At 47.7% G+C, this 14938-nt stretch carries 10 protein-coding genes; 5 read left to right on the top strand and 5 right to left on the bottom strand.

What is annotated here, in order from left to right; all coding sequences use genetic code 11:
- The first annotated feature begins 8 nt into the window (after positions 1-8).
- Positions 9-551 carry an NUDIX hydrolase gene (locus tag ACHLI0_RS18300; protein ID WP_490749779.1) on the top strand — a complete coding sequence of 181 codons (543 nt, stop codon included), beginning with the start codon at positions 9-11 and terminating at the stop codon, positions 549-551.
- Here the strand turns inward: ACHLI0_RS18300 and ACHLI0_RS18295 are convergent.
- Together ACHLI0_RS18295 and ACHLI0_RS18290 are read right to left on the bottom strand one after the other, a co-directional pair.
- On the bottom strand, positions 529-1071 hold the full coding sequence (locus ACHLI0_RS18295) for a glutathione peroxidase (RefSeq protein WP_016269479.1): 543 nt from the start codon (positions 1069-1071) through the stop codon (positions 529-531). The genes ACHLI0_RS18300 and ACHLI0_RS18295 overlap by 23 nt on opposite strands.
- Before the next feature lie 468 nt (positions 1072-1539).
- Complete coding sequence (locus ACHLI0_RS18290; protein WP_490749778.1) at positions 1540-1677, bottom strand: hypothetical protein; 138 nt, start codon at positions 1675-1677, stop codon at positions 1540-1542.
- A 378-nt stretch (positions 1678-2055) separates the two neighbouring features.
- Here ACHLI0_RS18290 and ACHLI0_RS18285 point away from each other — a divergent pair, with 378 nt between their 5' ends.
- The 4 genes from ACHLI0_RS18285 to ACHLI0_RS18270 all read left to right on the top strand — a co-directional run bounded on the left by ACHLI0_RS18285 (position 2056) and on the right by ACHLI0_RS18270 (position 9317).
- On the top strand, positions 2056-6381 hold the full coding sequence (locus ACHLI0_RS18285) for a CusA/CzcA family heavy metal efflux RND transporter (RefSeq protein WP_490749777.1): 4326 nt from the start codon (positions 2056-2058) through the stop codon (positions 6379-6381).
- A 76-nt stretch (positions 6382-6457) separates the two neighbouring features.
- Positions 6458-7387: an efflux RND transporter periplasmic adaptor subunit gene (locus tag ACHLI0_RS18280; RefSeq protein ID WP_490749776.1), complete on the top strand. Its 930-nt coding sequence runs from the start codon at positions 6458-6460 to the stop codon at positions 7385-7387.
- Positions 7388-7449: 62 nt separating this feature from the next.
- The gene (locus tag ACHLI0_RS18275) at positions 7450-8508 is read left to right on the top strand and encodes a sensor histidine kinase (protein ID WP_490749775.1); all 1059 of its coding nucleotides are present in this window, start codon (positions 7450-7452) and stop codon (positions 8506-8508) included.
- A 17-nt stretch (positions 8509-8525) separates the two neighbouring features.
- A complete protein-coding gene (locus tag ACHLI0_RS18270) occupies positions 8526-9317 on the top strand; it encodes a LytR/AlgR family response regulator transcription factor (protein ID WP_490749774.1) in 792 nt (263 codons plus the stop codon).
- Positions 9318-9444: 127 nt separating this feature from the next.
- Here ACHLI0_RS18270 and ACHLI0_RS18265 read toward each other — a convergent pair whose 3' ends face one another.
- Genes ACHLI0_RS18265 through ACHLI0_RS18255 form a run of 3 tightly spaced genes read right to left on the bottom strand, consistent with a single transcriptional unit; the run spans position 9445 to position 14925 of the window.
- Positions 9445-11784, bottom strand: coding sequence for a GH92 family glycosyl hydrolase (locus ACHLI0_RS18265; RefSeq protein ID WP_490749773.1), 2340 nt, complete (start codon positions 11782-11784; stop codon positions 9445-9447).
- A gap of 13 nt (positions 11785-11797) precedes the next feature.
- The gene (locus ACHLI0_RS18260) at positions 11798-12592 is read right to left on the bottom strand and encodes a basic secretory family protein (protein WP_490749772.1); all 795 of its coding nucleotides are present in this window, start codon (positions 12590-12592) and stop codon (positions 11798-11800) included.
- A gap of 29 nt (positions 12593-12621) precedes the next feature.
- Positions 12622-14925, bottom strand: coding sequence for a GH92 family glycosyl hydrolase (locus ACHLI0_RS18255; RefSeq protein ID WP_490750168.1), 2304 nt, complete (start codon positions 14923-14925; stop codon positions 12622-12624).
- Positions 14926-14938 lie beyond the last annotated feature (13 nt).

The raw sequence follows: 14938 nt of genomic DNA, 5'->3' as shown, positions 1-14938 counted from the left end.
AGACAACTATGCCAAGCGATAATAATCAAGAAATGTTTCCCATCGTAGACGAACAGGGAAACATCACCGGAGCCGCCACACGCGGAGAGTGTCACAGCGGAAGCAAACTCCTGCATCCGGTTATCCATCTACATATTTTCAATTCGAAAGGAGATTTATATCTGCAGAAACGTCCGGAATGGAAAGACATCCAGCCCGGAAAATGGGACACAGCCGTTGGCGGACATATCGACCTGGGCGAAAGCGTAGAAATCGCACTCAAACGGGAGGTCCGCGAAGAACTAGGCATCACAGACTTTACTCCCGAACTGCTAACCAGCTATGTATTCGAATCGGATCGTGAGAAAGAACTTGTCTTTGTTCACAAAACTGTTTATGACGGTGAACTGCACCCCAGTGACGAACTGGACGGCGGACGATTCTGGACCATCGAAGAAATAGAAGAAAACCTCGGAAAAGGCATTTTCACCCCCAACTTCGAAGGGGAATTAAAGAAAGTATCCCTTATTCCGTCTCTTTACCCTGCTCCTACTCCTGCTCTATCCAAGTAACGATTTTCTCCGAGAGCGGACTCTCTTTGGGGGCCACAAAGCCGACCCAGTTTCCGTTCTCGTCAATCATAAACTTCTGAAAATTCCACTGGACGGGCGCATCTTCTTTGCCGTTCAGTTTCTTTTCCGTCAGCCATTGGTAGAGTGGCGCCATGTTTTTGCCCTTGACGGAAATCTTGGCCATCATCGGGAAAGTAACGTCATACTTTAAGGAGCAGAACTGAGCGATCTCTTCATTGCTTCCCGGTTCCTGTCCCATAAAGTTGTTGGCAGGAAAGCCGATGATTACAAAATTCTTATCCTTATATTTATCATATAGCTCTTGCAGTTTGGCATACTGTGGCGTCAGTCCGCATTTAGAGGCTACATTTACTACCAGCACTTTCTTTCCTTTCAGGGAAGAAAGAGGAAATTCCTTACCATCAATCGTGGTCACATTGAAGTCGTAGAAAGACTTATTCTGCGCTTCCAGAGAGATTGCACATACCATTGTTATAACCATTAAGATGAATGACTTCATACTGAATATATATTTAGTTTGTTATATAATAAACGAGGTTATGCAAAGAAATGTTCTGCCGCAGCATGAGATTGCTTGTTTCTTCGTATCCATGCCGAATGGCTCAACAACAATTCAGTTATACGCTAAATTGTCAGTCCATATAAATCAAGCATCAGTATCATATGGGGCAAGCGTTGGTTTCCTCGGAGGAAACGCCAGTTCCCTTTAAAAGGAACGGTCGTTTCCATTATAAGGAACGATCATTCCCTCACCGGGAAACGACAGTTTCCATTACAGGAAATAATAGGAAACTATAAACCATTGAATTCTAGCCATATAGAGTTCTATCGATAATGTTATAGAGTTTATGTTCATGTCCAAACATGTTTTGAGTCAAATGATAGTCAATAGTATCTTAAATCTCCTCCTTCGGGAAGGAGGAGTACCCGTAGGGGGAGGTGGTAGGTGAATATATAACCCTATCATTTACAAACAAATAGGAACAAACATTATTTCTCCTACCACCTCGGTCTGCGACCACTCCTCCTTCCCGAAGGAGGAGAATAGAGATAGAATCGACTTTTTAGTCTCCCCCCCCAATGGAGATACTGCTGTTTGATTCATTTTTCATTCGATTTAGTAATGCTCAATGGTTCGTCTCACCTGACGTAGCGCCCGACTTCAACTCTTTGCGGTGACAATAAAAAACTAAGTTCCGCCTATTATCACCCTATTGTCACCTCTTATTATCACCCTTACCATTCTAATTTGCAACGTATTAAGTCGCAAAAGTGACAAGTGACAATAAAAACGCTGCATAAAACGTTGTGGCGAATAACCAAAGGACGTTCAAACTCCTTGATTTGACAGACAACAGCCCTTCACGTTCAGACCTTGATTTCGTCATTTCACCCGTCAATCTTTCCGCTTCATCTTTTCCCGATAATCACGGATAAGGATAGTCCGTAACTTTGTAACATGAAACAATAACACTGTAAAATCATGTTTAAAGCTATCGTACGTTTTTCGATCAGGAAAAAACTATTCGTAGGGTTAACCACCCTCTTCCTGTTTATCGGGGGAATCTATGCCATGCTGACGCTCCCCATTGACGCCGTGCCGGACATAACCAACAATCAGGTGCAGATTGTAACCGTATCTCCTACGCTTGCGCCGCAGGAAGTGGAGCAGCTCATCACCATGCCCATCGAAATAGCGATGAGCAACATCATGAATGTAGAAGATATCCGTTCCGTCAGTCGCTTCGGGCTATCAGTGGTAACGGTCGTCTTCAAGGAAGACGTGCCCACACTCGATGCCCGCCAGCTGATCAACGAACAGATACAGACCGTATCCGGCGAAATCTCCCCCGAACTGGGAACACCGGAAATGATGCCGATCACCACCGGACTGGGCGAAATCTACCAATACATATTGAAAGTAGCTCCGGGATACGAAGAGAAATATGACGCTATGGAACTCCGTACCATTCAGGACTGGATGGTGAAACGCCAGTTATCGGGCATACCGGGCATCGTGGAAATAAACAGTTTCGGAGGTTATCTGAAACAATACGAAGTGGCGGTAGACCCCGACGCCCTGTTTTCGCTGAACATCACCATCGGCGAAGTGTTCGAAGCACTGAGCAGCAACAACCAGAACACGGGCGGAAGCTACATCGAGAAAGCAAGGAGTGCTTATTACATCCGTTCGGAAGGGATGATCACGCGCATCAAAGACATCGAACAGATCGTGGTAGCCAACCGGAACGGGATTCCCGTACACATCAGTGACGTAGGCACTGTCCGCTTCGGCGCACCTAAACGTTTCGGTGCGATGACGATGGACGGAAAGGGCGAATGCGTAGGCGGAATTGCCATGATGCTGAAAGGCGCCAACGCCAATGTAGTGACGCAGGAACTGGAAAAACGGGTGGAAAAGATACAGCACTTATTGCCCGAAGGCATCAGCATCGAACCATATCTGAACCGTTCGGAACTGGTCAACCGGAACATCTCCACCGTCGTCAACAACCTTATTGAAGGAGCCATCATCGTCTTCCTCGTACTTATTATCTTTCTGGGCAACGTCCGTGCCGGGCTGATTGTAGCTTCGGTCATCCCGCTGGCTATGCTTTTCGCATTCATCATGATGCGTCTTTTCAACGTGACCGCCAATCTGATGAGCCTCGGCGCCATCGACTTCGGTATTGTGGTAGATGGTTCCATCGTCATACTGGAAGGTATCCTGGCACACATCTACAGCAAGCAGTTCCGCGGACGGACACTGACCCGCAAAGAGATGGACGAAGAAGTGGAAAAAGGCGCTTCCGGCGTAGTCCGTTCGGCTACATTCGCCGTACTGATTATTCTCATCGTGTTCTTCCCGATATTGACTCTGAACGGAATCGAAGGAAAATACTTCACTCCAATGGCCAAAACCCTGGTGTTCTGCATCATCGGTGCCTTGATCCTGTCACTGACATACGTCCCTATGATGGCGTCGCTCTTCCTGAAACATACCATCGTAGTGAAGCCGACACTTGCCGACCGATTCTTCGAGCAGTTGAACAAACTCTACCAGCGTTGCCTGCATGCGTGCCTGCATCACAAAGCACGCACCGTAGTCATTGCTTTTGCCGCACTGATCGGTTCCCTCTTTCTCTTCACCCGCCTGGGCGCCGAGTTCATCCCGACACTGGACGAAGGCGACTTCGCCATGCAGATGACCTTACCCGCCGGCAGTTCGCTTTCGGAAAGTATCAAACTCTCCGAAGAAGCGGAAAAGACATTGATGGATCAGTTTCCCGAAATCAAGCACGTAGTGGCGAAGATCGGTACGGCAGAAGTCCCCACCGACCCGATGGCAGTGGAAGACGCCGACGTGATGATCATCATGAAACCTTTCAAGGAATGGACCAGCGCAACAAGCCGTGCGGAAATGGTAGAGAAGATGAAAGAAGCGCTCGAACCCCTCTCGGAACGTGCCGAGTTTAACTTCTCGCAGCCGATACAGCTCCGGTTCAACGAACTGATGACAGGTGCGAAAGCCGATATTGCAGTCAAGTTATACGGCGAAGACACGCACGAACTTTATCAGAGGGCAAAGGAAGCCGCCACGTATGTAGAGAAAGTGCCGGGGGCAGCAGACGTCATCGTAGAGCAGACGATGGGATTGCCTCAGCTGGTTGTCAAATACAACCGCGGCAAGATAGCCCGTTACGGCATCAATATCGAAGAACTCAACACGATTATCCGGACAGCCTATGCCGGGGAAGCCAGCGGTGTGGTTTTCGAAAACGAACGAAAGTTCGACCTTGTCGTACGTCTGGATCAGGAGAAAGTGGCAGACTTAAATCTGGACAAGCTCTTTGTGCGTACTTCCGAAGGCATTCAGATTCCGGTCGGCGAGGTGGCAAGCATCGAACTTGTCAGCGGTCCGTTGCAAATCAACCGCGACGCTACCAAACGCCGCATCGTGATTGGTGTGAACGTACGCGACGCGGACATTCAGCAAGTAGTGGCCAACATCCAGAAGACACTGGACAAGAACATCAAACTGCAACCGGGATACTACTTCGAATACGGCGGTCAGTTTGAGAACCTGCAAAACGCCATCAATACGCTGATGATCGTCATTCCGGTAGCACTGATGCTGATTCTGCTGATCTTGTTTTTCGCTTTCAAGAACATTACTTATACATTGATGGTATTCTCCACCGTCCCGCTGTCACTTATTGGAGGTATCGTAGCCCTCTGGCTTCGCGGACTCCCGTTCAGCATCTCGGCAGGAGTCGGTTTCATCGCCCTGTTCGGTGTGGCTGTACTGAACGGTATCCTGATGGTGAACCATTTCAACGAACTTCGTAAACGAAATAAATATGCTATGACTACCAACCGAATCCTCACTCTGGGCACCCCGCATCTGCTGCGCCCCGTATTCCTCACCGGACTGGTCGCCTCGCTGGGATTTGTCCCGATGGCAATCGCCACTTCCGCCGGTTCCGAAGTACAACGCCCGCTGGCTACGGTCGTCATCGGCGGACTGATTATCTCTACCGTGCTGACTTTGCTTATCATTCCGGTATTCTACAAGATTGTCAACTCATTCGCTGTATGGAGACGTCCCGGAAGCAAGTTTCATCTGCCGTTCTTCGTCATCCTGCCGTTGTTGCTGCTGATTCCTTCTTTCGCCTCAGCGCAGCAACCGGAAGCGGTCAGTCTGGAACAGGCCATCGAGATAGCCAAACAAAATCATCCGAGACTGAAAATAGCCGCCAACGCCATCCGTCAGGCAAAAGCCACTCGCGGAGAGATTGTCGAGGCAGCTCCCACCTCATTCAGTTACTCATGGGGACAACTCAACGGAGAAAACAAGAAAGACAAGGAACTTGCCTTCGAACAGAGCCTCGGTTCGCTGCTGACTCCGTTTTACAAGAATGCACTGGTCAGCCGACAGGTAAAGACAAGTACTTATTATCGCCGGATGGTGGAAAAAGAAGTGATAGCGGAAGTAAAACGGGCATGGGCTTATTATCAATATGCCGCTAACCTCTGCTCCATGTACCGTGATCAGGACAAGATGGCGGAAGAGTTGAAACGTATCGGCGAAATACGTTATCAACAAGGAGAAATCACCCTGCTCGAAAAGAACATGATGACGACTACCGCCGCCGATCTGCACAATCGCTGGTATCAGGCACAGGAAGAGGAAAAGACGGCACTGGCACGTTTCCAGTGGTGCTGTTATGCCGACAGCCCGATCGTGCCGGCAGATTCGACCTTATCTCTCTTTTATACCACTCTTTCGGACGGTAATCTGTCCGAAGCGCATACCGGATACTTCCGGAGTCAGGCGGAAGAAGCGAAAGCAATGCTTCATGTAGAACGCAGCCACTTCTTTCCGGAGATCAGCGTAGGGTATACCCGTCAGGACATTCTTCCCTTGAAGAATCTGAATGCATGGATGGTGGGAGTCTCCTTCCCCGTTTACTTCCTGCCCCAGAAAAGCAAGGTGAAGCAAGCCAGACTGGCTGCCGCTTCGGCACAGATTCAGGCGGATGCCAACATCCGCGAACTTCGCAATAAGGTGATGGAACTGGAGGCCTCTCTCCGACGATACAACGAGAGCCTGCGCTATTATACTACTTCCGCTCTCAAAGAAGCGGAAGAACTGACCAAAGCCGCCAACCTGCAACTGCAACAGAGCGAAACGGGCGTTGCCGAATACATACAGTCCGTCACGACGGCACGGGACATCCGGCGAGGGTATATCGAAACCGTTTATCAGTATAACATTGCCGCTCTGGAACATGAATTGTTTGAATAAGTGGAGAGTTTTAATGAACAATTTCCCTGTTAATATAGAAGATTATTTTGCAAGAGTACTTAATATAAAAATGTGTATGAGAAAGATATTTTACCCCATCCTTCTGCTCGCCTTAATAGCCTGCAAGGGACAACAACAAACAGCGGATTCCGAGTCAGTGTCGGTCCTCGCAACAGAAAGCGTGAATCCGGAAATGGAGAAATCCAATGGTCAAAGCGACGCCGATGCCACTGCACAGCCCGAAGTGGATGCAATCACTTCCGCCACTTCCCGCCCCAATCAGGTTTCGTTCAACGGCCGGATCGTCCTTCCGCCCCAACGGCAGGCAACCGTCGCACTGACTATCGGCGGAGTGATCAAAAACACTTCCTTACTCCCCGGACAACACGTTACCAAGAATTCTGTAATCGCCACTTTGGAGAATCCGGAATTTATCACCCTCCAACAGACTTATCTGGACAGCCACGCGCAAACAGAATATCTGCGTATGGAATACGAACGGCAAAAGAATCTCTCTGCCGAACAAGCGGCTTCGCAGAAGAAGTTCCAGCAAAGCAAAGCGGACTATCTTTCGATGAAAAGCCGTCAGGATGCCGCCGCCGCACAACTTTCGCTTTTGGGCGTAAATCCGGAAACACTGCTTCGGGATGGCATCCAGCCGCTTCTGGAAGTAAAAGCTCCTATCAGCGGATATGTGGTCAACGTAGCTATGAACATGGGAAAGTACATCAATCCGGGAGAAGCTCTCTGCGAAGTGATCGATAAAAGCGCACCGATGCTCTGCCTAACTACCTACGAAAAAGACCTTGCAGATATGCAAACAGGCAGTCCCGTACAATTCCGTGTCAACGGCATGGGTACACAGACGTTCAACGGCACGGTCATCTCCATCGGACAAAAAGTGGACGAAGTGAACCGCTCACTCGAAGTATACGCTTCCATCAAGGAGACGAATCCGCAGTTCCGACCGGGGATGTACGTCACGGCACATATCCAAAAACAATAATCTGCCGTGCACCGACAGCCATTCATCATGCATAATTCGTAATTAACCATTATCTTTGCAACATGGTACTGAAAGCTATCAATAAAGATAAGTATTTCCTGTCCACGGTCATCATCTCGCTGATGGTGGCTGTGCTCATTCATTTTCCGGAATCGGTCTCTCTCTTCGACCGTTTCGAAAGCCATTCGCTTTTCCCGGGAATGAAGTTTATGGATGTGGCAAATGAGATTCTGTTTACCTTCGTTTCGTTACTCATACTTTTCGCCATCAATACGCGCTTGTTTCATTTCAACCAGGCGTCCATTAAAATAACGGCTGCAAAGATTCTGCTTTCCTTCATCCTGACATGGATACTCAGCAATCTGCTGGGACAAGTGTTCGTCTTCCTGCACCGGACATTCGACATTCCCGCCATTGATGCGATGGTACACCACTACCTCCATCCGTTGCGCGACTTCATCATGGCTTGCCTCGTCACCAGCAGTTGTTGCATCATCTACCTTGTCCGCCGCCAACAACTGGTATTGATTGAGAACGAACAGTTACAGGCGGAAAACATCCGCAACCAGTATGAAGTATTGAAGAATCAGCTCAATCCGCACATGTTGTTCAATTCGCTGAATACGCTGCGTTCACTGGTGCGCGAAAATCAGGACAAGGCACAGGATTATATTCAGGAACTCTCGCGGGTACTGAGGTATACGCTACAAAGCAACGAATCGCAAAGCGTCAGCCTGCGGGAAGAGATGGAATTCGCTTCTGCTTACATCTTCCTGCTGAAAATGCGCTTTGAGAATAATCTGCAATTTGATATACAGATAGGGAAATCTTTCGAAGACTACCGTCTTCCTCCGATGGCAGTACAAGTACTGATAGAGAATGCCGTGAAACACAATGAAATCAGCGACCGCAAACCGCTGACTATCCATATTTCGACCGACAGAGAAGGTTATCTGTCCGTCAGCAACGACATCCAGCCCAAATGGACCGCTACTCCCGGAACCGGCATCGGACTTGCCAATCTCGCCAAGCGCTACCGGCTATTATTCAAACAGGACATACAGATCACAGAGGACAAAGAATTCACCGTCTGCATTCCTCTCATTGATGAAATACAATGAAGTAAGAACAATGAACCATGAAAACAGTTATTATTGAAGATGAAAAGGCAGCCGTACGCAATCTGACTTCACTGCTCAACGAAGTGAAACCGGAAGCTGAAATCATTGCCATACTGGACAGCATCAATTCCACCATCGAATGGTTCGGCATCCACCCGATGCCGGAACTCGTTTTTATGGATATTCATCTGGCAGACGGTTCTGCCTTCGAAATATTCGATCATATCAGCATCACCTGCCCCATTATCTTCACCACGGCTTACGACGAATATGCCCTGCGTGCCTTCAAAGTGAACAGTATCGACTATCTGCTGAAACCTATCGGCAAGGAGGACATCGAACATGCGTTTGAGAAATTGGACAACTTGCAGGATGCCATCCCCGAAAACGGAAGCAGACGGGAAAATAAGGAAGAGGAACTGTTTCATCTCATTCACTCGCTGAAAAAGCAGGAGAACTACAAGACACATTTCCTCATACCGATGAAAGGCGATAAACTGCTTCCTGTCTCAATCGACATGATTCAACTGTTCTACATCAAAGATTGTCAGATAAAAGCTGTCTTAACGGACGGGATGGAATACAATTTTTCTCTTACGCTGGATGAATTGGTCGATTGTTTAAATCCTAGTCTCTTCTTCAGAGTCAACCGGCAGTTTCTGATTTCAAGGGAGGCGATAAAGGATATTGATTTATGGTTCAACAGCCGGTTGTCCATTAATCTGCGTCACTCCAGAATGACAGAGAAGATATTGGTAAGCAAAGCACGGGTAGCGGAATTTAAGGAATGGTTTTCGAGCAAAAAGTAAAACAAGCGGGACTATATTGAAATCCCGCTTATATGCATTCGTTCTTTATAAGTATCGGATATCAGTTCTAAAAAAAGGATGAAGCCCAGCCTCATCCTTTCCATTTTTATCTTAATACCTAACCTTATTAAAACCCAATTGATGATTTATACTTCATCGTCTTCTCCGGTAAAGAAATCGAAGGAGGTACAGCCTCATCGGACACCGCCCGTTTGTAATTCGGCTTGCCGCTCATCACAAAACGAAGTTTCACTCCATCACGGATATCATCATACGTCAGGTAGGACTTATCGTACTTTTTACCGTTGACATAAAGCTCCTTCACGTACAGGTTCTTCGGCGACCAGTTGTCCGCTGTCATTTCGATGTTTTTTCCATTACTCATCCGGACCGTAATAGCCTCTGCGCATGGCGAACCGATATTATAAATATTGCTGGACGGAGCCACCGGATAGAAACCGATGCAGTTGAACATATACCACGCAGACATCTGTCCGCAATCATCGTTACCACTCAATGCATCCGGTGTATTTCCGTAGAAACGGTCGACGATGGTACGTATCCACTTCTGACATTTCCAGGGTTCCTTCAGGTAGTTGTAGAGGTAAGCGACATGATGACAAGGTTCATTTCCATGCCAATAGGCTCCGATACGTCCCTGTATATCATGTGCTCCGGGGATATCATCCGGCAGTTCTACCGTAAAAAGTTCATCCAGGCGTTTGCGGAACAGTTCCTTACCGGCCTCATTGATATATCCCTGCACATCTTGCGGAACATACCAGGTATATTGCATCGTGAATCCTTCCGTGATATCACCCCAGCCATGTACCGATCCCGGACCCTGATAGGCAACCGGAGTAAACGGAGTGCGCCAGTCACCTTTGCTGTCGCGTCCACGCATATATTTCGTTTCGGGGTCAATCAAGGTCTGATAAGACAAAGCACGGTTGAGGAAATAATGATAATCGTCTTCTTTGCCTAATTTCTTGGCTGCCTGTGCGATGCAATAATCATCATAAGCATATTCCAGTGTCTTTGACACTGACTCCGCTTCCTTATCGAATGGTACATAGCCCATTTCACGATATTCCGGAAGGCAATCGTAGTTCGGATTCATCGCTGTGGTTTTCATCGCTTCGTATGCACGCTCGTAATCAAAGCCTTTCACTTCTTTCACGATCATATCCGCCAATACGGATACGGCATGATAGCCAATCATACACCAGGTTTCGTTGCCGTAGAAAGACCAGATAGGAAGCATCTTCTCCACACTCTTGTCGTAATGAGCCAACATAGAATTTGCAATGTCCGCATTCACCTCCTGCTGAACCAAGTTAAACCAGGGATGCAAAGCCCGATAGGTATCCCAAAGAGAGAACACCGTATAGTTCGTGAATCCTTCCGCTTTTTCTATGTTCTTGTCCAGTCCGCGGAACTGCCCGTCCGAATCCTGAAAGATAAACGGATGCAGAGCGGCATGATAGGCGGAAGTATAAAATGTTTCCTTTGTCTTTCGGTCAGCAGTCAACGTATATTTTCCAAGTTCCTTTTCCCAAAGGGCTTCCCCTTTCGCCCTTAACTCGTTGAAAGTTAATCCGTCGAGTTCCTTCATATTATTCCGGGCACCGTCTGTGCTGACTGCAGAGATGGCTGTTTTCACCGTCACTTCCTCCCCTGCTTTTGTATCAAAGGAGATACAAGCCATCAGATTCTTTCCCCAGGCTTCGTAAGAGCTGCGGAATCGGGAAGTGTTATAAATAACCGGCCTTTTGTCTTGTACAAAGCGCAGTCCGGTCAACTTCTTTGAGAAAGTTGCCGTGAAGTACACATGACGTTCCGGCCCCCACCCTTTCACCAGTTTGTATCCGGTGATAGTCGAATCGTTTATCATTCGCAGGTTCGACCATTCGCAGGATTGCCAGAGCGTATGGTTCATATCAATCATGATGAACGCATTGTCCGACTCCGGATAAGTAAAACGGAACATACCGCTGCGCACACCGGAAGTCATTTCGGCTTTGACTCCATAGTCTGCCAATTCCACAGCATAATAATTGGGGGACGCCCACTCTTTATCATGTGAGTAGCGTGAACGATAGCCTTGATCGGGGTCTTCGTGAGTACCGGGTTCCAGTTTCATTTCTCCCGTTCCGGGGATAAACAGAAAGTCGCCCAAGTCCGGAATACCTGTTCCGCTCAAATGCGTCAGGCTGAATCCCATCAATGTCAGATGATTGTATTTGTATCCGGAAGCTGCATCATAGAAGCGGCTGTCCGTATCGGGGCTTATCTGGATTCCCCCGAAAGGAATCTGTGCACCGGGATAAACATTTCCATAACCATCCGTACCGACAAACGGGTTCACGTAGTCCGTCAGCTTTTCAGTTTGAGCCATGCCCGGCAAGATACTCACCAGACACGACCAAACCAAAAACAACCTTTTTCTACCAACTTTATTAACCATATCCAATCGTATATTACACCTGTATATCACCTACAGCAACCTGATATTCATGCCATAGTTCATCTATGCTATATTCTGTTCCCAAGATATGCTTGATAGCTCTGTCAAACGACCAGGGAATCACCTCCAGTGTGCTGCGGTTAAACTTACGCAGGAATTCAGGATCTTTATTGTCGCGCAACCAGACGAAGAAATAACCTGCTGTCCGATAACCGTCCATGTAGTTTCCTCCTTTCGGACGGGCATTCGGTCCGTCGAATCCGCCGTTGGCTACACGTACGGCATCTGCCATTCCTTCAATAAATGCCCAGAATACGCGATTGGTTCCGTAAGAACCGATGCCTTGTGGTTCCAGCTGATAGGCGTGTGTCAGTTCGTGCAACAGTACCCCACGCGTTTCGAAGAACAGCTTTGCCGTATCGTTTTCCGCAAATGATTTCTCGATATGCCGTGTGCTGTAGAAGATAGTAACGTCTCCATTACCACCGCCTTTGGCAGAAATTCCTTCGATGTCTTCCAGTGTATAATGTATCTTGTTCACCGGAGTTATGCTGTCTTCCGGTGAGTTATAAAGAGTAGCCAATACAGTGCGTGCCTGCTCTTTGATATAAGACTCCGCATCCGGAATGATCCGGTGATAAATGTCCGAACCTTTTGTTTCCGAAGCTTTATCTTCGAACAAGACAGTTCCTACATTGTAGCTTTTCCATACGTCCGGTTTTGCTTCGGCTTGCTTCTTCGCACTTGCCGCACAAGCTCCCATACCCACAATCAGGGCAATTGCATATACCAAATGTCTCTTTTTCATATTCTTTTCTTGATTATTTATTGATGCTGTTAATTGATTCCATTAGTTAATGAATAAGGTTTGTCCTGCGCCGATACTCCACGACGTTTGTTGGGCGATGCCGACATTTTAAATTCCAATACGCCTCCTTTCAGGATATCCTCGTGTGTGATGTACATTTTATCATAAGACTCGCCGTTCAGTTTCAGTGACTGTACATAACGCTTCTTGTCGCTAACGCCCGGCGCTTTGATTTCCAGTGTCTTTCCGTTGGGAAGTGTCAGCTTCAGATAGGGCAGATAGGGAGCACCAAGGACATACTGGTCTGTACCCGGACAAACCGGATAGAAGCCCATCACAGAGAAAAGATACCATGCCGACATCTGTCCGCAATCGTCGTTTCCGCCCAGTCCGTTGATGTCATTCTTATACATCTTATTCAGGATTTCACGCAGCCAGTACTGTGTTTTCCACGGTTGGGAAGTCCATGCGTACAGATAAGGTACATGATGGCTCGGTTCATTACCATGTACGTATCCACCTACCAGGCATTCTTCGGTAATATCCTCATTATGTTCATAGTACTTCTCCGGCAGATGCATGGAGAAGAGTTCGTCCAGTTTCTGTACGAATGTCTTTTCCCCTCCCATCAGGTCGATCATACCAAACACATCATGCGGTACATGGAAGGAGAAGTTCCATGAATTACCTTCGATAAAGCCTTCGCCGTAAGTTTGCAACACATCGAACTCTTTTTTGAATGTGCCGTCACTGTAGCGGGGACGAGCAAAACCGATGCTTGTATCATAGATGTTACGATAGTTGAGAGCACGTTTGCGGTAAGTATCCGCTATCTCTTTATTACCGGCTTTCAAGGCTGTCTGATAAATAGTCCAGTCGTCGTATGCATATTCCAGCGTAGAGGAAGCGGCCGTACCACTCTTGTCCAACGGGATATATCCCAACTTCATATAATCAGCTACACCTTCATAGTAAGGTACCGTAGATGTGCTAACCATCGCCGCCAATGCCTCATCCACATTTGAAAAGACTCCTTTGGTTATTGCATCCGCTAGCACGGACACAGCATGATAACCGCTCATACACCAGTTCTCATTTCCCATCAGGCTCCATATCGGCAACATGCCGTGTACGCTCTGCTGTTCATGTTTGATCATCGATTCCACCATATCCGCATTGCGTTCCGGTTTCACCAGGTTGAGGAACGGATGTTCCGCACGGTATGTATCCCAAAGTGAGAATATAGTATAGTTAGTGAATCCTTTCGCCTGATGTATGTTATGATCCAGACCACGATAGGAACCGTCTACGTCCATATACACGGACGGATTAATCATGGTATGATAAAGCGAAGTGTAGAACATCGCCTTCTGATCCGGTGTACCTTCTATTTCGAAATGATCCAGTTCATTGTTCCAGTCTGTCCGGGCAACTTCCGCCAATTGTTCGAAGCTCTTTCCGGAAGCCTCGGCACGCAGGTTCTTTACAGCGCCTTCCGTGCTGACTGCCGACAAGGCTACCTTTACAACTAGTTCGGGGTCTTTGGCCGTTTCGAAGTTAAAGTAAGCCACGATCTTTCGACCAGTGATTTCCGGGAAATTCTTCTCCAGCTTGAAACGACGCCAAAAGCCATTGTACAATACCTTTTCCTTATCCTTATATCCGTAATCCTTGATCGGCTGTGACAAGGAGATGGCAAAATAGGTATAATTCGTACGTGCCCATCCGTTGGTGATGCGGTATCCTGTCAGCAATGTATCGTTTTCCACCCGCAGGTTTGCCCACAATACTTTGCCGTCATAATTATAGATGCCATGCACCAGGTCCAGAATCAGATGCCCGTCTTTTCCTTTCGGGAAGGTATATTTATGTACACCCGTCCGTTGAGTAGCTGTCAGTTGCGCTTTAATGCCATAGTCGTCCAGCATCACTTCGTAGTATCCGGGTATCGCTTTTTCTGTGGCATGATCGAAGCGCGAACGGTAACCCTCTTCCGGATGATCTGCCCGTCCGGGATTCAACTTCACATCGCCGACCGCAGGCATCAGTAAGATGTCGCCCAAATCGGAATGTCCCGTACCGCTGAGGTGCGTATGGCTGAAACCGACAATGGTTTTGTCCCGGTACTGATAACCGGCACAATATTCATACGCATTCTTCTGATAAGCACCGTTGATATTATGTGGTATTGTATCTGTGTCCGGACTCAATTGTACCCATCCGAAAGGGGTGCAGGCGCCGGGGAATGTATGCCCCATCCCATTTGTTCCGATAATCGGATTCACGTAATCTACCGGTTGTTGAGCTACGGCAGACAAGGTTATTGCCGCCATAGCCAACCATCCA

The sequence above is a fragment of the Bacteroides sp. RCH18 genome, assembly GCF_058231005.1.
This window is presented reverse-complemented; position numbering and strand designations above follow the sequence as displayed.